The 20,554-nt window shown below is 58.1% G+C and carries 13 protein-coding genes; 8 read left to right on the plus strand and 5 right to left on the minus strand.

Annotation, left to right across the window (positions count from 1 at the left end):
* Positions 1–108: 108 nt before the first annotated feature.
* From ACYVAC_RS10160 to purL, 3 genes are all read left to right on the plus strand, one after another.
* Positions 109–1,218, plus strand: a complete 1,110-nt coding sequence (locus ACYVAC_RS10160; RefSeq protein ID WP_461097525.1) for an XdhC family protein — start codon at positions 109–111, stop codon at positions 1,216–1,218.
* A gap of 21 nt (positions 1,219–1,239) precedes the next feature.
* Positions 1,240–2,379 (plus strand): cysteine desulfurase family protein, encoded by a 1,140-nt coding sequence (locus ACYVAC_RS10165; protein ID WP_461097526.1) that lies wholly within the window; start codon positions 1,240–1,242, stop codon positions 2,377–2,379.
* 155 nt (positions 2,380–2,534) lie between these two features.
* Positions 2,535–4,799, plus strand: coding sequence for a phosphoribosylformylglycinamidine synthase subunit PurL (purL, locus tag ACYVAC_RS10170; RefSeq protein ID WP_461097527.1), 2,265 nt, complete (start codon positions 2,535–2,537; stop codon positions 4,797–4,799).
* A 75-nt stretch (positions 4,800–4,874) separates the two neighbouring features.
* Here the strand turns inward: purL and ACYVAC_RS10175 are convergent, their stop codons facing one another.
* Positions 4,875–5,582 (minus strand): sulfite oxidase-like oxidoreductase, encoded by a 708-nt coding sequence (locus ACYVAC_RS10175; protein WP_461097528.1) that lies wholly within the window; start codon positions 5,580–5,582, stop codon positions 4,875–4,877.
* Between the two features lie 83 nt (positions 5,583–5,665).
* On the opposite strand from ACYVAC_RS10175, the gene ACYVAC_RS10180 reads away from it, so the two are divergent.
* A complete protein-coding gene (locus tag ACYVAC_RS10180) occupies positions 5,666–6,118 on the plus strand; it encodes a DUF2059 domain-containing protein (RefSeq protein ID WP_461097529.1) in 453 nt (150 codons plus the stop codon).
* An 8-nt stretch (positions 6,119–6,126) separates the two neighbouring features.
* Here the strand turns inward: ACYVAC_RS10180 and pheA are convergent, their stop codons facing one another.
* From pheA to ACYVAC_RS10200, 4 genes are all read right to left on the minus strand, one after another.
* Positions 6,127–7,200: a prephenate dehydratase gene (pheA, locus tag ACYVAC_RS10185; RefSeq protein WP_461097530.1), complete on the minus strand. Its 1,074-nt coding sequence runs from the start codon at positions 7,198–7,200 to the stop codon at positions 6,127–6,129.
* Positions 7,201–7,302: 102 nt separating this feature from the next.
* Positions 7,303–8,781, minus strand: a complete 1,479-nt coding sequence (locus tag ACYVAC_RS10190) for a RagB/SusD family nutrient uptake outer membrane protein (protein WP_461097531.1) — start codon at positions 8,779–8,781, stop codon at positions 7,303–7,305.
* Between the two features lie 20 nt (positions 8,782–8,801).
* Positions 8,802–11,978, minus strand: a complete 3,177-nt coding sequence (locus tag ACYVAC_RS10195) for a SusC/RagA family TonB-linked outer membrane protein (protein ID WP_461097532.1) — start codon at positions 11,976–11,978, stop codon at positions 8,802–8,804.
* Between the two features lie 277 nt (positions 11,979–12,255).
* Complete coding sequence (locus tag ACYVAC_RS10200) at positions 12,256–14,157, minus strand: DNA topoisomerase IV subunit B (protein WP_461097533.1); 1,902 nt, start codon at positions 14,155–14,157, stop codon at positions 12,256–12,258.
* 346 nt (positions 14,158–14,503) lie between these two features.
* Here ACYVAC_RS10200 and ACYVAC_RS10205 point away from each other — a divergent pair, with 346 nt between their 5' ends.
* The 4 genes from ACYVAC_RS10205 to ACYVAC_RS10220 all read left to right on the plus strand — a co-directional run bounded on the left by ACYVAC_RS10205 (position 14,504) and on the right by ACYVAC_RS10220 (position 20,501).
* The gene (locus ACYVAC_RS10205; protein WP_461097534.1) at positions 14,504–17,101 is read left to right on the plus strand and encodes an SLBB domain-containing protein; all 2,598 of its coding nucleotides are present in this window, start codon (positions 14,504–14,506) and stop codon (positions 17,099–17,101) included.
* Between the two features lie 15 nt (positions 17,102–17,116).
* On the plus strand, positions 17,117–18,235 hold the full coding sequence (locus ACYVAC_RS10210) for a hypothetical protein (RefSeq protein ID WP_461097535.1): 1,119 nt from the start codon (positions 17,117–17,119) through the stop codon (positions 18,233–18,235).
* Positions 18,236–18,334: 99 nt separating this feature from the next.
* Positions 18,335–19,165, plus strand: coding sequence for an ABC transporter permease (locus ACYVAC_RS10215; RefSeq protein ID WP_461097536.1), 831 nt, complete (start codon positions 18,335–18,337; stop codon positions 19,163–19,165).
* A gap of 85 nt (positions 19,166–19,250) precedes the next feature.
* The gene (locus tag ACYVAC_RS10220) at positions 19,251–20,501 is read left to right on the plus strand and encodes an ABC transporter ATP-binding protein (RefSeq protein WP_461097537.1); all 1,251 of its coding nucleotides are present in this window, start codon (positions 19,251–19,253) and stop codon (positions 20,499–20,501) included.
* Positions 20,502–20,554: the final 53 nt, after the last annotated feature.

Genomic DNA, 20,554 nt, shown 5'->3' on the forward strand with positions numbered 1-20,554 from the left:
CGCTGCTTTTACTAGTTTTACACCCGCAGGCTGGTTTGTCCGTCAGGGTAGAGCCGGTCTGCCCCCGATGCCTTATGCGGCCGGGCCACCGCGCCCGGCAACCCCATTATGAAAGAAATAAATGCCATTATTGCCGCCTACACGGCGCTGGACTCGATAACCAAAGCGGCTCTGGCTACCGTTGTGCGGGTCGAAGGGTCGTCGTACCGGCGCACCGGTGCCCGCATGCTTATTCTCGACAACGGGCAGTGGGTGGGTGGCATCAGCGGGGGGTGCCTCGAAGGCGATGCCCTCCGGCGCGCCCGGCTCGCCATGGCCCAGGCTACGCCCACGCTTGTTACCTACGACACAACCGACGACGACGACTATCAGATTGGCGTGGGCCTGGGCTGCAATGGCATTATCGATGTGCTGATAACGCCCCTGCAGGCCGGCCGGACAAATCCGCTCGATACGCTCAAGGCCTGCGTCGACCAGCCCCGCCTGACGCATATTCTGCTGACAGTCACCAACCTCAGCAACCCCAGTCCGCTGCTCAGCCGGGGCGATGTGCTGCGGTACGACGGCCCCGACAGTCTGGCGCCCCTGGGCGATGCCCCCACCCGCGACCTGATCGAGCGCAAGATCCAGCAGTACCTGAGCAAGGGCAAATCGGCCCCCTTCACGTTCGACCTGCCCGACGGGCAGACCCTTGAGCTGTTTATCGAGATTTTGCTGCCCGTGCCGCACCTGGTGCTGATGGGGCAGCAGTACGATGTGCTGCCTATGGTTCGGCTTATCAATGAACTGGGCTGGACCGCCACGGTGGTTGCCAACCCCCAGAAAGTAACGCAGACGCTGTTTGCCGCGGCCCACGCCATTGTGCCCCCCACCGACTTCGACCAGATCAGCATCGACCCGCAAACGGCCATTATTCTGATGGCCCACGATTTCAAAACCGACAAGGCCAACCTCCCCAAAGCCCTGGCCAGTCCCGCCCCCTTCATCGGGATGCTCGGCCCCCGGGTTCGGTCAGAAAAAATTTTTGATGAGCTCCGCAGCGAAGGCGCTTTTGCCGACGAAACCGACCGCATTCACGCGCCGGTGGGCCTCGACATCGGCGCGGCCACGCCCGAAGAAATTGCCCTGTCGGTAGTGGCCGAAGTGCGGGCCGCCCTGTCGGGCCGGGCGGGCACGTTCCTGCGCGACCGCCCCTCGCCCATTCACGAGCGTGACTAACGTTCTTGCCCGATTCAACCCATGGAGTACCCCATATACCTCGATTACAACGCAACCACGCCCGTCGATCCGGTTGTGCTCGAGCAGATGCTGCCTTATTTTACCGAGCATTTTGGCAATGCGGCTTCGCGCACCCACGTCTTTGGCCTGAAAGGAGCCGACGCCGTGGAGGTAGCCCGCGGTCAGCTGGCGCAGTTGCTCGACGTAACCAGCAAGGAACTGGTATTTACGAGTGGCGCTACCGAATCGATCAACCTGGCGCTGAAAGGCGCCTTCGAGCAGCAGACCCGCCCCGGCCGTCATTTCATTACGGTGGCAACCGAGCATAAAGCCGTGCTGGACACCTGCGCGCATTTGGAACAGCTGGGCGCAGAAGTCACGTACCTGCAGCCCGGCCCCGACGGGCTGATTACGGCCGATCAGGTAGCCGACGCCCTCCGGCCCGACACCCTGCTGGTATCGGTTATGGCGGCCAACAACGAAACGGGCGTCTGCCACCCCATCGAGGCCATTGCCCAACGGGTGCGGCAGCACGGCGCCCTGTTTCATACCGACGCTACGCAGGCAGTCGGTAAACTCCCCCTGTCGATGCAGCAGCTCCCGATCGACCTCCTCAGTCTGTCGGCTCACAAGCTCTATGGTCCCAAAGGAGTCGGCGCGCTGGTGATTCGGCGCGGAGTTGCCCTGACGGCCCAGCAGGATGGCGGGCGGCACGAGCGGGGCCGCCGGTCGGGTACGCTCAATGTGCCGGGCATTGTGGGGCTGGGTGCAGCCGCCGAACGCTGCCGGCAGCAGCTCAGCCACGAGGCCATCCGCCTGTCGGCCCTGCGCGACCGGCTCGAAGCAGCCATTTTGCAGGGCGTGCCGGGCACCACTGTCAATGGCAACCGGGCACACCGCCTGCCCAACACCACCAACATTGCCTTTGCCGACACCGACGGCGAGCTGCTGCTGACCCGACTCAGCGCCATTGCGGCTTCCAATGGATCGGCCTGCACCTCGGCCACCACAGAACCATCCTACGTGCTGACCGCCATGGGCCTCTCCGACGATCTGGCCTACAGCTCGGTTCGGTTCAGCCTGGGCCGCTTCACCACCGATGACGACATCGACCGCGCCATCGCCCACATCATACCCGTTGCCAACAGCCTCCGCAACTGACGGGTCGTTGCTCTCTCCCGATTAGCTGGCCCCGGTTCATAACCTCGACAGCCTGCGGGCACTAGGGCGCTGGCTCTAAACCGAAATCCGGAAGGCAGACCCTGCCTTTTCGCGGCAATGTCGTACTTTTGCGGCTTCACGTCTTAAGCCACCTTATGTCTGCCGACGCAACCGAATCACTGCCCACTCTCGAAACCGCCCGCAAACTGGGCCTGCTCCCCGACGAATTCGACCGTATCGTCTCCATTCTCGGCCGCCAGCCCAACTTCACCGAACTGAGTATCTTCTCGGTGATGTGGTCGGAGCACTGCTCGTACAAAAACTCGATTGTCTGGCTGAAGACCCTTCCCCGCGATTCTGAGCGGATGCTGGCGAAAGCCGGCGAAGAAAACGCGGGCCTTGTCGACATTGGCGATGGCCTGGCTTGTTCGTTCAAGATCGAATCGCACAACCACCCCTCCGCGCTCGAGCCCTACCAGGGAGCGGCTACCGGCGTGGGCGGCATCAACCGCGATATTTTCACGATGGGCGCCCGACCCATTGCCCAGCTCAACTCGCTCCGGTTCGGCAGCCTCGACGTGCCCAAAACCAAACGCCTGCTGCGCGGGGTGGTCAAAGGTATCGGCGACTATGGCAACGCCTTTGGTATCCCGACCGTTGGGGGTGAAATTTACTTCGACGAGTGCTACAACACCAACCCGCTCGTCAACGCCTTTTCGGCCGGTATCGTCGAAACGGGAAAAGTGGCCAAGGCAACATCCTACGGCGTGGGCAACCCTGTCTTTATCGTAGGGTCGGCCACCGGCAAAGACGGTATCCACGGCGCTACGTTTGCCTCCGAAGATATTTCGGCGGCTTCGACCGACAAGCTGCCGGCTGTTCAGGTGGGTGACCCCTTCATGGAGAAGCTGCTGCTCGAAGCCACCCTCGAAATCATCGCCACGGGCTACGTGATTGGTATTCAGGACATGGGCGCGGCCGGTATCATCTGCTCGACATCGGAGATGAGTGCCAAAGGCGAACACGGTATGATTATCGACCTCGATAAAGTACCGACCCGCCAGCCCAACATGGCGCCGTTCGAGATTCTGCTGTCGGAGTCGCAGGAGCGGATGCTCGTTGTGATCGAAAAAGGCAAGGAATCCATTATCCAGGGCATTTTCGACAAGTGGGACCTGAACTGCGCCCAGATTGGCGAAGTGACCGCCAAAGGCGAAAACGACCTCGGCCGCCTGCACTTCTACCGCTACGGCGAACTGGTTGCCGATGTTCCGGCCTACGACCTCGTACTGGGTGGCGGAGCCCCGCAGTACCATCGCGAATACAAAGAGCCAGCCTACATCAAGGAGTTCGCCCAGTTCGACCCCTCGTCGGTCGATGATCTGGAAGCCGACGAGCTGACCGACGTGGCGAAACACCTGCTGAGCCACCCCAACATCTGCTCGCGGAAATGGGTCTATGAGCAGTATGACTCGATGGTTGGTACGGCCAACCGGAGCACCAACGCGCCGTCGGATGCGGCGGTGGTTCGGGTGAAAGGCCCCGGCCTGCCCGCCACCGATAAGTCGATCGTGATTACAGTCGACTGCAACAGCCGCTACGTGAACGCCAACCCGCGCCAAGGTGCCATGATCGCCGTGGCCGAAGCCTGCCGCAACATCGTTTGTACGGGTGGCGAGCCGCTGGCCGTTACCAACAACCTGAACTTCGGTAACCCCTACGTGCCCGAAGTGTACTGGCAGTTTGTGGAAGCCGTTCAGGGCATGGGCGAGGCCTGCAAACGCTTCAGCATCCCCGTTACGGGCGGCAACGTAAGCTTCTACAACCAATCGTCGGACGATGGTCCGGTGTTCCCGACCCCAACCATCGGGATGCTGGGGCTGATGGAGCACCCCGACCACCGGATGACGCTTACTTTCAAAACCCCCGGCGATCTGATTTATCTCGTGGGTCCAACGACCGATGACATTGCCTCGTCGGAGTACCTCTACTCCTACCGCGGCATCAAGGCATCGCCCGCGCCGGCCTTCGATTTCGACAGCGAGTGGCACACGCAGGAAGCCATCAGAACCATGATCCGCAACGGCTGGCTGCAATCGGCCCACGACGTGTCGGATGGTGGTCTGTTCGTTACGCTGGCCGAGTCGGCCATGGCGGGTGCTACCGGCTTCTCGATTACGACTCAGGAGCGCAACCGCCTGGACGCGTTCCTGTTTGGCGAAAGCCAAAGCCGCGTGGTGATTTCGGTATCGCCCGAGAACCGGGAGCATGTCGAAGGCTACCTGACCGACAGCATCCGGCCCTTTACCTTCCTGGGCACGGTCACCGAAACCGGTTTCCGGGTCAACGAGCAGGACGTACTGAGTTCAGCAGCCGCCAAAAGTCTGTACGATAACGCCCTGGGCACGATCATGCAGTAACCCATATGGCGATTATTAACGGCAAAGGCCCGGCAGTGATGCCGGGCCTTTACCGTTGTTATGGAGTTGTCTGACTTAGGAGTAGCGGTCGTTGCGCCAGGGGTAAGCCGTGTTGGAATACCCCCGTTCTTCCCAGAAACCAAGTCTATTTTCGTTCAGAAACTCAATGCGTTTGATCCACTTGCTGCCTTTCCAGGCGTATAGCTGCGGGGTAATCATGCGCAGCGGGCCACCGTGTTCGCGGGTCAACGGCTGCCCGTCGGCCGTGTGTACCAGCAGCACATCGGGTTTGAGGGCTTCTTCGAGCGAGACATTGGTCGAGTAACCGTCATAGCCGTAGCACATTACATGCGTGGCCGTGCCTTTCGGATCGACCAGCGCGGCCAGGTCCATAAACCGAACGCCCACCCAGGGCACGTCAAGCCGCGACCAGGTTGTTACGCAGTGAAAATCGCTGGTATCTTCGACCTGCGGCAGTGCCATCAGATCGTCCCATTTGAGCCGGACGGGGTGGTTCACTTCGCCGTCGATGGCCAGTTGCCACTTGTCGAGCGGAATGCTGGGCTGGTAACCCAGATCGAGTACCGGCCATTTGGTCGTTACGGTTTGACCGACCGGAACCGCCGGCATACCGTGCCGGTTAATCGGCCCTGTGCCGCGGGGTTTCTGCTGGCCGTCGGCCCCATCGGCCATCGAGGGTGTCTGCGCCATTTTTTCCTCAAACCGCCGTTTGAGTTTCATCCGCGCATCGATGATCCGATCGGTTTTGTCGTTATTTTCCATGGTTTACGTTATCTTGCCCAACACCTTTACCCCTATAAAACAACGAATTGTTTCATCTGGTTTACCCACACTCTAATCCGCTTATGCGCCCAATTGTCCTTACCGTTTTGCTCCTTGTCGGCCTCCCGTTTGCAGGCAGTGCCCAGTCGGCCCCTACCAAGCAGGAGGATATCCGGCAATTGGTAGCCGTCACCGGCACGATTGATCTGATGAAACAGAGCATGCAGCGGATGATGGGCCAGTTTCGGCAAACCATGACCCAGATCCCCGAGGCCTTCTGGACTGAACTGGACAAGGAAATCGACTACAACGAGTTGCTGAACAAGCTGCTACCGGTCTACGACGCGCACTATACCCACGACGACATCAAGGCGCTGCTGGCTTTTTACCGATCGCCCATCGGGCAGAAATCGATTCGCGAACTGCCGGCCATCATGCAGGAGTCATCGGCCATTGGCCGGGCGTGGGGCGAGGCTGCCGGCCGCCGGGTTGCCGAAAAAATTCAGCGGGCCCAGGCCGACAGCACCGCGCACTAGCACTGGTATCAGGCCGTCCGGACGTAGCTGCCCAGCAACTTCAGTTCGTCGGCGTAATGCCCGATAATGTCGCGCAGCGCCGGATCGTCGGCATGGCCTTCGCATTCGAGCAAGAACCAGTAGCGGAAAGTCGCGCCTTCTTTGAGAGGGCGGCTTTCGATCTTGGTCAGGTTGATGCCGCGCGCGTTGAACTCCTGCAGAAACGACGCCAGTACCCCCGGCGACTGCGTGTTGGCCAGCCGGGCAATGAGCGTGGTTTTGTCGTGACCACTGGGCTGATTGACGAAATCCTTGGCCAGAATCAGGAAGCGCGTCCGGTTGAGGTCGGAGTCTTCGATGTTGTCGAACAGCACCGGCACGTCGAACAGCTTGGCGGCAATGTGCGAACAGATGGCGGCCGTTTTGGGCTGCTGCCCCGCCAGCCGAGCCGCTTTCGACGTCGACTCGACCGGTACCAGTTCGGCCTTCAGCCCATCGAACGAATCGTTCAGAAACTTGCTGCACTGCCGGAACGCAATGTCTTTGGAATAGATATGGGTGATTTCGGCCAGGTTTTCGGTCTGCGTGGCAAACGTGAAGTGCACTGGAATCTGAGCCTCGGCGGCAATGCGCAAATCTTTTTCGAGCAGCAGGTCGATGGTTTCGTTGACTACCCCCTCCTGGTTGTTTTCGATGGGTACTACACCAAACCGCACCCGGCCCGTTTCGACGCTTTCGAACACCGACCGAATGGTAGGCAGCGCCATGTAAGCACTCATGGCTCCAAACCGGCTCTCGGCGGCCTGGTGCGTAAAACTCCCCTCAGGACCCAGGTACGACACCCGCTCGGGCAGTTCGAGATTGCGCGATACGGCAAAGATTTCCAGAAAAATGGCCTCGATGGCGCTCTGGTTCAGCAGGCCCGTATTCTGGCTGTGCAGCCGGTCGAGGATTTGCTTTTCGCGTTCGGGCCGGTAGATGACCGTATTCGCCGAGCGTTTCAGCTCGCCCACTTTCCGCACCAGTTCCATGCGCTGATTGAGCAGCGTCAGCAACTGGTCGTCCAGGGTATCAATGTTGTTCCGGAGTGATTCGAGAGTCATTAAAAACGGTTGTGGTTCGTAGGTCTTGGATTACAGCGGTTGCGCAAGGCAATCGCTCGTCCACAAAACTACGAACCACAACCCATAAACTACGAACAAGCCCTACAGCGGATTCTGGACAATCGCGGCATTGGCGTTGATTTCACGGCGTGGAATCAGAAACTCCCATTGATTATCGCCGGGCGCCACATCGAACAGAACGGCCACGGCCGTGTTCACGTTGGCACCGTTGCGGTTGAGGGGCAGATTCATCCGTTTCAGATCGGTAAAGCGGAATCCTTCGCCCCAGAGTTCGACCCGCCGATGAAACAGAATTTCATCGAGCAAGGCGGTGCCGGTTTTCGTCGATTTGATGTAAGCAGCATCGCGCTTGCTCACCATGTCGAACAGGGCGGTGGCTGCGGCTGCCGCGTTGCCCAGCCGGGCCTGCGCTTCGGCTTCGATCAGGTACATTTCGGCCACCCGCATGTACGGAATATCGCCCATGGTACTGGTCGAGGGCGTGCCGGGCAGTCTGAACTTCTGGTTCATGTAGGCCACCCGCACCCCGCCCGTCGGCACCACCGAGTTGGTGGCCGTTGGCGCCTTGACCCACAGTTTCGACCGCACATCGGTTGTCGGAATCTGGTCGTATAGCCTGCTGTTGATGGCTTTGGGCGTAACGCGGATGTTGGTCGAGTTGAAGTTGCACGACATGTAGGAGTGAAAGGCGCCAAAGTACTCTGTCTGGTCCTCAACGTGGTCGAAGCCCCACATCCACTCGGGGTTAGCGATGTCGGCAAAGCCTTCCTGATACTGGGCCGCCGTCATGAGTGTATAGCCCGTACGGGCCTGCGCGGCAAACCGGGCGGCATCGGTCCAGTTTTCCTGCGTCAGCGCCACCCGGGCCTGGAGCCCCCGAATCACCTCCAGGTTGATGTGCGACTTATAGGACCGGGCCGAGGTCAGCAGTGTGGCGGCCTGTGTCAGGTCCCGGTTGATCTGGGCGTATACCTCTTCGACAGTGGCCCGGGCCTGCCCTGTTGTGGTTGGCTCCAGAATGAGCGGCACAGCCAGCTGACTGTTTGGCTTGACGGCCGCGTTATACCGCTTGCCGAAAAGCTGTACCAGGTTGAAGTACGAAAAAGCCCGCAGCCCGAGCGCTTCGCCTTTGATCTGGTTGCGCTCGGCCGGCGTGCCGGCGGCATTGTCGATACGGGTGATGGCGATGTTGGCGTTGCCGATCAGCCGGTAATACAGCTCGTAGGGTAGCTGATCGCCGGTGGCCGTTTCGGACCGGTGCGCCTGCCAGCGGGTTTCGGGCAAATGCCAGGTATTGGACGTGTTGCTGATAATCACGTCTTCGCCCAGTACGTCCAGAATAATCATCATGGCGGGGTGGCCAAAGTGCCCCTGCGAGCCCAGGTAGCGCACCACCATGGCCCGGTAAATACCGTTGATGGCAGCCGTTGCATTTTTGGTGGTGGCATAGGCAGCCGCGGCATCGACACTGCCCGTGGGGGCAGTGTCCAGGTAATCTTCTTTGCACGATGCGGCCAGCAGCCCCGCTGCCAGCGCAATCGTCAGGTATGTTTTTTTCATGAGTGGTCTGTATCGGAGGGTTAGAGTGTAAAGGATACACCCAGCACTAAGCTTTTGGCCGGGCTGAATACGTTGCTGGTAACACCGCTGAAGCCTTGCTGCACGTTCATGCCTTTGCGTCGCGACAGCATCAGCACGTTTTCGCCACTGATGTAGACCTGTGCGTTCTGTAGGAATACTTTTTTGGCGAGTACGCTGGGGATGCTGTACGACAGCGTAATGTTGCGCAGGTTCAGGTAGCTGGCGTCGATGAGCCAGCGATCCGAAGCGCCGTCGAAATCCGACGTACGGGCAGCATCCATGCGGGGAATGTCGGTGATATCGCCCGGGTTGCGCCAGCGGTTCAGAATGTCGATATGCTTCGCGTTGCCGTAACCCCCCGAACTCATCAGGGCCGCGTAAGCGCCGTCGTAGGTTTTGCCGCCAATCTGGTAAACCATCAGAGCAGACAGCGACAGCCCTTTGTAGCGAAACGTGTTGGTTATGCCGCCCGACACGGCCGGAATCGACGTGCCAGCGTACCGATACCGGGCATTGTTGATGCTGGTGGTCAGCGTATCGCCCGTTTCGGCCACGATCCGGGAGTTCGAGGCAACATAGCTGGCGGCCCGGTACTGGGCTTCGCCCGTGGTTGGATTAACGCCTTTGTATTCGCGCAGCCAGTAGTCGTAGATCGAATGGCCGACCGCCAGTTTTTTGGTACCGTCGATAATCTCGGGGTTTTCATCCGGCATTTTGGTAATGCGGTTGCGGAGGCTGGTGGCGTTCAGATCGATCCGCCAGCTGAAGTCCCGCGTACGGACGGGTTCGATGCCCAGTTCGAGTTCGATGCCTTGGTTGTACATTGTGCCGATGTTGCGCGTCACGGTGGAAATGCCCGCCGACAGCGGCAGCGGCACGGCAAAAATCAGGTTCGACGACCGGCGGTCGAAGTACTCGATGGTCCCCGATAACCGGTTGTTGAACAAGCCGAATTCAAGACCAACGTCGAAGGCATTGCTCGTTTCCCACTCCAGATTGGTGTTGCCCAGACTCGTTTGCAGAATACCGGCTTCGGCCGCATTGTTCCAGCCCAGCCCGTACAGGGGTTGCCAGGCGTAGTAGCTAATGGCTGCACCATCGGCCGTGTTGCCCGCCCCATCGTTACCCGTCTGCCCGTACGACGTCCGCAACTTCAGCAGGTTAATGGCCGATACCGACTGGATAAATCGTTCCTGATCCAGTCGCCAGGCTCCACTAACCGAGTAGAAATTACCCCAGCGCGTATCCTGAAAGAATTTGCTCGACCCGTCGCGCCGAATCGACCCCGACAGAAAGTAGCGTTGATCGTAATCATAGTTGACCCGCGACAGGTAGCCTTCGACCCGCCGTACGTTCGCTACCGACGACAGGTTGGTCGTAGTTGTAAAATTGACCAGTTCGTAGTTGCCGTCCAGAATCTGCTGCGAACGCGAGCCGGCCAGGTTGTTGTCGCGCACCTGAAAATTTTCGTGCCCGGCAAGTACCTCAACGTTATGCTTGCCAAACGATTTGCCGTAGTTGAGCAGCTGGTTCAGGTTGTAGCTGTTGATGGTCTGGAACTCGTGCGACGCCCGGCCGGCCGGTGCGCCATCGCCTACCAGCGTATTCCCAAACGTGTAGCCGTTGTAATTGGTAATGTCGGTCCCGACGTTGGCGGTAAACTTGAAATCCTTCAGAAACGTCACTTCCGCAAAACCACGGGCGCTCAGCACGTTCCGGCGGAAGTAGTTCTGATTCAACAGCGTTTCGGCCAGCGAATGACGCCCTCCAAACGCAGGCCGGGCCGGCAGGCCAAGCGCCGTGAGATTGCCCAGATCCCAGATCCGGTTTCCATTGGCATCGGTCAGGAATGTGCCCGGGCTGGCCGGATTATAGGCATAGACGGGGTAGATGGGGCCAATGTTGCGGGAGAAATAAAAGGGGTTTACAAACGAAGTACTCCCATCCGCGTCGGCCTGATTCGATTTGGTGATCGTAGCAGACAGGTTGCCCCCCGTTCGGAACCAGGGTTTCATCTGGGTGTTGATGTTCAGCCGACCCGTAAACCGATCATAGTCGGAGCGAATCAGGTAGCCTTTGTCATTCAGATAGGATACCGACATGAAATAGTCTGATTTGCCTTGCCCACCCGAAAAACTGGCGTTTAGTTCGTCGCGGCTGCCCTGCCGCATCAGTGGCTTTTCCCAGTTCAGTTCATCAGGGGCATAAAGCACCTGCGCGTTGGGGTTCAACTGCCCGTTCACGTCGACCACCTGATTGTCGGGTACGTTGTATGCATTGTAACCGACCAGACTGATCAGCCGATTGGTGGCATCCTGACTCGCTGTTGACAGCGCAACGGGGTTGGTGGCGCGGTAGGCAATACTGTTACGGTACATTTCCCACATTAGCGGGTAATAGTCGGCCACGCCAACCCGGTCGTATTCGGGCAGGCCGCGGGTGCTGATTCCCTTTGTGTAGCGGATGTTGATCACGCTCCGGTCTTTCTGGCCCTTTTTAGTCGTCACCACCACAACGCCGTTGGCCGCCCGCGACCCGTAGAGCGCCGTCGAAGCCGCATCTTTCAGAATCGTGATGCTTTCAATGTCGTTGGGACTCAGGTTGGCGGTGCTACCCGTATACGGGATGCCGTCGACGACATAAAGCGGATCATTGCCCGACGAGATCGAACCGAATCCCCGAATCCGGATTTCAGGCGCCGTTCCGGGCTGGCCACTCCCGGCGGTTGTCTGTACCCCCGGCGCTGCGCCCGAAATCGCCTGTATCACATTCGTAATGGGTCGGTCGGCTAGTTGCGCAGCCGACACGGTGCCTGCTGAGCCCGTAAACGAGGATTTCCTGGCGACACCAAAGGGTACGATAACTTCGGCCAGCTCGGTGGCACTCGCTTCCAGCCGTACCGACACCGTAGATTGGCTACCCAACACGATCTCCTGCGTGGTATACCCGATAAAGCTGTACACGAGCCGCGCACCAGACGATGCATTGAGTCGGTAGTTTCCTTCCGAATCGGTGGTGGTACCCCGACTCGTACCCTTTATCTGTACGCTCACACCGGGCAAACCCGTCCCATCATCGGCAGACGTTACCCGGCCACTAACCGTAGTGTTCTGGGCCAGTACAGGCAGCGTCAGTCCCACTGCCAGCAGCCAACACAACAATAAAATTTTTCTCATAACTTTTGGGCTAACAAAGTGTATTAATACGATTTTAATGCAGCACCAAAAGTATTAATTACTCGATTAAGTCAATATATTATTCTGTACTTTTACTATAAAACCAATTATAATTTATATAAATATCCAATATACTTACATTATTAATAAAGTTAAATACTTCATAAAATTTGTGCAAAATGAAGATTAGCAGAGTTGGGCGCACATGAAAAAGCCCTGCCTGAATCGGGGCTGATTCAGACAGGGCTTGCTGATTGATGGTCGGCCAAGACCGTTGTCAGCTGACCAGAGCCGCTTCGTCGACGTCTTTTTCGATACGCAGGTTATCGATAATAAAGCGCTGCCGGTCGGGTGTGTTCTTGCCCATATAGTAACTCAGCAGCTTGGCCACCGATGTTTCTTTCTGCACGATCACCGGCTCCAGGCGCATGTTCTCGCCGATGAACAGCCCAAACTCCTCGGGCGAAATCTCGCCCAGGCCCTTGAAGCGCGTGATCTCTACTTTCTTGCCCCCTTTCATCAGCTTGTCGATAGCTGATTGCTTTTCGTCGTCGGAGTAGCAGTAGGTGGTTTCCTTGTGATTGCGCGGGTTACGCACCCGAAACAGCGGGGTTTCCAGAATATACAGGTGCCCGTTCCGCACCAGATCGGGGAAGAACTGGAGAAAGAACGTCAGCATCAGCAGCCGGATGTGCATGCCGTCGACATCGGCGTCGGTAGCGATCACGATTCGGTTGTAGCGCAGCCCTTCGAGCCCGTCCTCGATGTCGAGGGCGTGCTGCAGCAGGTTAAACTCTTCGTTTTCGTATACCACTTTCTTCGTCAGCCCGAAGCAGTTGAGGGGCTTACCCCGCAGGCTGAAAACGGCCTGCGTCTGCACATTGCGCGACTTGGTGATCGATCCGCTGGCCGAGTCGCCCTCGGTAATGAACAGCGTCGACTGGTAGCGATCTTCGGCTTTGAGGTCGGGCAGGTGGTTGCGGCAGTCGCGCAGTTTTTTGTTGTGCAGGCTAGCTTTTTTGGCCCGGTCGTTGGCCAGTTTCTTGATACCGGCCAGTTCTTTACGCTCCCGCTCCGACTGTTCAATGCGTTTGCGCAGGGCATCGCGCACGGTTGGGTTCATGTGCAGGAAATTGTCGAGCCGCTCCTTCACAAAATCCTTGACGAAGGAGTTGACCGACTGCGCATTGGGCTCGGGCGACATGTTGATCGAACCGAGTTTGGTTTTGGTCTGCGATTCGAAGACCGGCTCCTGCACCCGAATACTGACAGCGGCAATGATCGAGGCCCGCACATCGGCCACTTCGTAGTTTTTGTCGAAGTGCTTCCGCACCGTGTCGACGATGGCCTCGCGCAGCGCCTGCAGGTGTGTACCGCCCTGCGTGGTGTACTGCCCGTTGACGAAGGAATAGTATTCCTCGCCATACTGATTACCGTGGGTCATGGCAATCTCCAGATCACCGCCCTTGAGGTGAATGATCGGGTAGCGCAGCGACTCCTCGTCTTTTTTGGTTTTATCGCGCAGCAAATCGAGCAGCCCATTCTGGGAAACGTACTTCTGCTTGTTGAACGTGATAGTGAGCCCGGCGTTCAGGTAGCAGTAGTTCCAGATCATGTTCTCCAGGTACTGCGGGATGTAGTGGAAATTTTTGAACACCGTATCGTCGGGTTCGAAGCACATCAGCGTGCCGTTGCGTTCGGTGGTGGGCTCGTCGCCCTGCTGCACCAGCTCACCCCGGTTAAACTCGGCCCAGACCGTACGCCCGTCGCGGAACGACTGCACCCGGAAGTAAGCCGACAGCGCATTGACGGCCTTGGTACCAACGCCGTTCAGGCCCACCGATTTCTGAAACGCCCCCGAATCGTATTTACCCCCGGTATTGATTTTGGATACAACCTCGACCACCTTACCGAGCGGAATGCCCCGGCCGTAGTCACGTACTTCGACCCGGTGGTCGGTTACCCGGATATCGATGACCTTACCAAAACCCATCACGTGTTCGTCGATGCAGTTGTCGACGGTTTCTTTGAGGAGTACGTAAATGCCATCGTCGGCGGCCGAGCCATCGCCGAGTTTACCAATATACATGCCCGGCCGGAGCCGGATGTGTTCGCGCCAGTCGAGCGAACGGATACTGTCTTCGTTGTACTGTACAGGCTGATTTGCCGTTTCTGCCATTTTAACTAGGTTTATAGTAGTAGCCTTACACTACCTGCCCAACGCCAGGCGTTCTGCTGCTGTAACTCGGAAAAGTCATAGACGGCCCGCGAAAGATCGTAAAAATCCGCAGCCTAAGAAATCGTTTATAATCCGATAAAAGTTCGTTTACTTTGCCGGCTGAACTATGAGACGTACTAAGCGTTCAATCATGCCGTTACCATCAGGCCATCACGTCCCCGTTTCTGGTTGCATTCGGCATCTTAAAAATATGCAAAAAACGCGAATTTACCCCATCTCCACCCTAAAGTTTTTTTCGAGCGCTTCTCTCCCTTCTTTCCTGCGTGCTATCCCCGGATTTGTTCTGATGGGTGGGCTTCTGGCCGGGCTTAGCGGACAGGCTCAGGTAACGACAGGCGGTACCACAGGTGGTGGCACCACCGGCGGTTCGACCGGTAGCGGATCGACCGTACAACCCGCCGGTGGCGCTACGCTCCCCGGCAATATCAATCCGGCTACCCTGCCTCCGGCTGTTCGCCAGCAGATCCAGCAGCGGGGCGGCCAGGTACCCGGCACCAATGTCAACACCGGCCGTACCAATTCGCAGGTCACCAATCAGCCCGGCGCTACCCAGAATGGGCAGACAGGTCAGAACGGACAAACCGGCCGCACGGTTACCGACGCCAACGGCAATGTTGTGCAGCAGCCGGCCGCCGGCCAGACCGTCGACGCCAACGGCAATGTCATTAACGACACGGAAGCCGAACAGCAGCCTACCACCACGCAGGAAGCCATCGAAGACGGGTACGAAGCAGCCCGCGTGCGGGAGCGCAACGAAACCCGCCGGAAGCTGTTTGGTTATACTATCTTCAACGATCCAACCCTGGCCGCGACGTTCCAGCCCAACACGTCGATGGCTACCCCCCGCAACTACATCGTGGGGCCCAACGATCAGCTAAACATCCAGCTCTACGGTTATTCGGAAGCCGACTTTACCCAGCGGGTCTCGCCCGAGGGTTACGTTTACTTCAAGCAGGCCACCGGCATCGGCCCCGTTTTCGTGTCGGGGCTAACCATCGAACAGGCTAAGGCCCGCATGGTGAGCCGACTGGCCACCAAGTTTGTCGGCCTGCGCAATTCATCCTACGGTCCGCAGAACACGTTCCTGGAAGTATCGCTGGGCAGCATTCGCAGCATTCGGGTAACGGTAACGGGCGAGGCTATCCGCCCCGGCACCTACTCGCTCTCGTCGCTGTCGACGGCCATGAACGCCATCTACCAGGCTGGCGGTCCCAACGAACTCGGTTCGTTTCGGAGCGTACAGATTATTCGTAACAACCGGGTCGTAGCCACGCTCGACCTGTACGATTACCTGCTCAACGGTACCCAGCGGAACGACCTGCGCCTGCAGGACAACGACAATATCCGCTTCACGACGTACAAAGAGCGGGTCGAAATTACGGGGACGGTTAAACGCAACAATATTTTCGAACTGCTGCCGGGCGAGACGCTCGACCGTTTGCTGTTCTACGCCGGCGATTTTGCCGCCAACGCTTACAAGGGTCGTGTGAAAGTGCAGCGCCTGACCGACCGCGAACGGAAAATCGTGGACGTTACGACCTCCGAGTTCAAAACCTTTGTGATGCAGGACGGCGACCAGGTGACGGTCGAACAACTGCTCGACCGCTTCGAGAACCAGGTAACGATCGAAGGCGCCGTGTTCCGCCCCGGGCAGTATTCGCTCGACCAGAGCAAAACGCTGCGTGGTCTGATCAAACTGGCTGAAGACCTGAAGGGCGATGCCTTCACGGGCCGCATTACCATTATCCGGACCCGCGAAGACCTCGCGATCGAAAACATCACTGTCAACCTGGCCAACGTACTGGCCGGCACTGACCCCGACGTTGTGCTGCAGCGCGAAGACCAGGTCATCATTCCGTCGCGGTTCGATCTGGCCGAGCAGGCTAATATCACCATCCAGGGCGAAGTGAACCGCCCCGGTCAGATGCCTTTTATGGCCAACATGACCCTCGACGATGCCCTGCTGCGCGCTGGTGGTCTGAAAGAGTCGGCTGCAGCCTCGCAGGTAGAAGTTGTCCGCCGGAAAAAAGACGTTGATCCCAAATCGGCTTCGGCTGCGGTTGCCGATATCTTCCGGTTCAATGTCAACCGCGATCTGTCGATCGGTACCGACAACAACCGCTTCGCGCTGGAGCCTTACGATCAGGTTATCATTCGCCGGTCGCCCAACTACCTCGTGCAGACGTATGCCAACGTAGAAGGCGAAGTGATCATGCCGGGTTCGTACGCTATTCAGCGGAAAGATCAGAAGATTTCGGATCTGGTACAGCTGGCCGGTGGCCTGACCCCACAGGCTTACGTGGAAGGGGCCACGCTGGTACGGCAGGTGCGCCTGAGCCCCGATGAGCTCGACCGGCAGCAGCGGTCGGTGGCTGAACTGGCCGACGACAACCGCAAGTCGGTCGTCGACATCCAGCAGCCCTCGCCCGACCGGCCGGAATCGATCGGTATCAACCTGAAGCGCATCCTGGAGCGTCCCGGCTCGGCCGAGGATATTCTGGTGCAGGAAGGCGACATTCTGCGCATTCCGAAACTGCTCGAAACGGTACGCGTTGATGGCGAAGTGCTGCTGCCCAACACGGTGAAATACCGCCCGGGTCAGACCTTCCAGGATTACATTGCCAACGCCGGTGGGTTTACCGAGAAATCGCAGCGCAAGCGGGCCTTCGTGGTCTACGCCAATGGCTCGGTCGATCGCACCCGCAAGTTTATGTTCTTTAATATCTACCCGCGCGTCGAGCCCGGTTCGGAAGTGGTGGTGCCCCGCAAAACCAGCGTAGCCCTGACCCCACAACAGATCCTGAGCACCACCGCCGGTACCATTTCGTCGCTGCTCTCGGTTATCGGGCTTGTGATTGCCCTGAGTGCTACCGTGAACCGCTAATACGCTCTTTCGTCCATGAATTCATCGAACCTGACACCGAACGATCCGAACAATATGGTTACCCGACCACCATTGCCACCGGACCAGATTTCGCCCAAGTCAGTTGTGCTGCGCCTGTTTCAACTGAAGCAGGTGGTGCAGCGCAACTGGATCCTGCTGCTGGCCATGGTGGGCATCGGCGCCGTTATCGGCTTTATTTACGATCAGTTTAACAAGAAAGCGCCCATTTATACCGCCACCATGACCTTCAACCTGGGGGGCGGGGGCGCATCGAGTTCGTTCGGGGGTGACCTGGGTGCACTGGCCGGCGCCTTCGGGATCGGACAGGGCGCGCCCGATGCCAACATCTTCGTCGGCGAAAACTTCCTGGTCTACGCCAAATCGCGGCCCGTGGTTGAAAAAACGCTGATGAAAACGGTGAAGATCAATGGCCGTGACACGCTGCTGGTCAACTACTACATTCAGCACAGCGGCATCCGCGACAAAGAGTGGGAAAAGAGCGATTCGCTTCGGGCCTTTGCTTTCCCCCGCGCCAAGAAGCCCTCAGAATACACGAAGATGGAGCGTGTTGCGATGTCGCAGATCTACGGCCGCATGAAAAGCGAAATCGGCGTGGTACAGCCCGAACGGAAATCGTCGTTCATGGAACTGCGCTGCGGTATGGAAGACGAGATGCTGGCAGCCAGCTTCATCGAGAATCACCTCGTGACGATCGAAGAAGATTACCGCTCGAAGCAGACCAAGAAAACCCGCGAGATGTATGAACTGCTGACCTCGCGCGCCGACTCGATTGCCCGGATCATGAATGGTACGGAGCAGAAACTGGCCCAGTATATGGACCAGAACCAGCAGATGGTCGTGGCGCAGGGCCAGATCATGCAGAACAAGCTGACCCGCAATTCGACCTTCCTGACCACCATCTACTACCAGGCGCTGCAAAACGCCGAGAACATGCGCCTGTCGCTGATTCGGGAAGCTCCGCTCTTCACGATCATCGAGCCGGTGCAGCTGCCCCTCTACCGCGAAGTAGTAACCCCCGTCGGTATGCAGGTTGGTATCGCCCTCGGGTTGGTGCTGGCGCTTATTGTGATATTTTTGCGTGAGACGTACCGCTCCATCATGCAGGGAGCCTAAGAAAACAAGACGTCAGCCCGGCTCGTGGTGCCTTCGGGTCTCCTCTACCGGGCTGACGTCTGTGCATATCGATACCGGAATACCGTAAATTAGTCTTCATTGAAAACACACGAGGTAATTATTCAGCCGGGCCGCTCGGAGCGGCACTACTGGCGCGACCTGTGGCGCAACCGCGAACTGCTGCTGATTCTGTCGATGCGCGACGTATCGGTTCGCTACAAACAAACGGCGCTGGGTATGGCCTGGGGGCTTATCCGTCCGCTCACGACCATGCTCATCATGGTGTTTGTGTTCAGCAAAGTGGCCAAACTGAAAGGCGATCCGGGTATCCCCTACCCACTCATGGTACTGGCCGGTATCACGATCTGGACATTTTTCTCGACGGCCTTCACCCAGATCAGCAACAGCGTTACGCTCAATTCGAACCTGGTTACCAAGGTATATTTTCCGCGGCTGCTGATGCCGCTCAGCTCCATCGCTGTCAGCTTCCTCGACTTCCTGGTATCGCTGGGGCTGTTCGTGCTGCTGATGATCTGGTATCAGTTTATTCCCGACTGGCACCTGCTGCTGGTACCGGTGTTTATCGTGCTGGCGGTGCTGGCGGCTTTCGCGTTTGGGCTGTTTTTTGCCGTGATTAACGTTAAGTTTCGCGACATTGGTCAGCTTATTCCGTTTATCGTACAGGTTGGTTTCTACGCCTGCCCCATTGCCTACACCAGTCAGCTGGTAGCGGGCGAGCGCTGGTACCCGATCTATATGCTCAACCCCATGGTGGGCATTATCGATGGGTTCCGCTGGGCGCTGCTGGGCGGCAAAGCCTACTTCAATCCCCAGAGCCTGATTATCTCAACGGTACTGGTGCTGATTTGCCTCGTTATGTCGGTGTATTTTTTCCGGAAGCGGGAGAATACGTTTGTGGATGATATTTAATTACCGTCGACGCCTGTCTGACCCGTACCCTGCCCCACTCGGGCCGGGCCTACTGGCCGGGCTCCGTTGACCAGACTCGCCTATTATGTCGGTTATTACTGTCGAAAACATCAGTAAGCAATACATTATCGACCACCAGAAGGGCAAGGGGGTAAATACCCTGCGCGATATGGTGAGCGAAAACTTCCGGCAATTGTTCGGCGGCAAAAAAGAAAAGCAGGACGTTAGCCACGAAGAATTCTGGGCGCTTCGCGACGTCAGCTTCTCGGTGGAGCAGGGCGACCGGATCGGAATTGTCGGCCACAACGGGGCAGGCAAATCGACGCTGCTCAAAATTCTGAGCAAGATTATCGAACCCACCAGCGGATCGGTTCGCATCAAAGGCCGGGTAGCCTCGCTGCTCGAAGTGGGCACGGGTTTCCACCCCGAGCTGACGGGCCGCGAGAACATCTTCCTAAACGGGTCGCTGCTGGGCATGAGCCGCAGCGAAATCCGGAAGCAGTTCGATGAGATCGTTGCCTTCGCCGGCGTCGAGAAATTTCTCGATACGCCCGTCAAGCGCTACTCGTCGGGGATGTACGTCCGGCTGGGGTTTGCCATTTCGGCCCACCTCGATCCCGAGATCATGATCGTCGATGAGGTACTGGCCGTGGGCGATGCCGAATTCCAGAAAAAGAGCCTGGGCAAAATGCGCGACAACTCGGCTAGTGGGCGCACCATTCTGTTCGTGAGCCACAACCTGACGGCTGTGCAGGCGCTCTGCAACAAGGCGCTGTATTTCGAGCGTGGCCAGTTGCTGGAGCAGGGCGAAACCAACCAGGTGGTTGCTACTTACCTCAGCAAGGTATCGCGGACGCGGCTGCTGCGCGAGTGGGATACGCCCGAGTCGGCGCCCGGCAACGACCTGGTGCGGATCAAGCGCATCGAACTGATTCCGGAATACCAGGATGAGCTGACGCACATCGACGTGCGAACCCCCATGAAGCTGCGCTTCGAGTTCTGGAACATGATGGATAAGGCCAACCTGAACCTGTCGATGCACCTCAACTCGCTGACGGGCGAATGTATTTTCAACATCGGCACCGTGTCGCAACCCTACGGGCGGGGCGTCATTGCCGGCGAATGTGTGATTCCGGGGTATTTTCTGAACGATGGTTCCTATACGATCTCGGTCATGATCGTAAAAGATACCGCTACGGCACTCTACAACATGGAGGAAGCCATTACCTTCGACGTTGAAGACTACCGGGAAGGCATTGCCTGGTATGGCAAGTGGCCGGGCTACGTGCGGCCGCAGTTCCCCTTCACCATCGGTATGCTCGAAGAAGCGATTTAATGCGTCGGCCGATAGGTTGTCAGTGGCAGTGAGCGGGAACCGGATAGCCGGTG

This window comes from Spirosoma luteolum, from assembly GCF_054778875.1.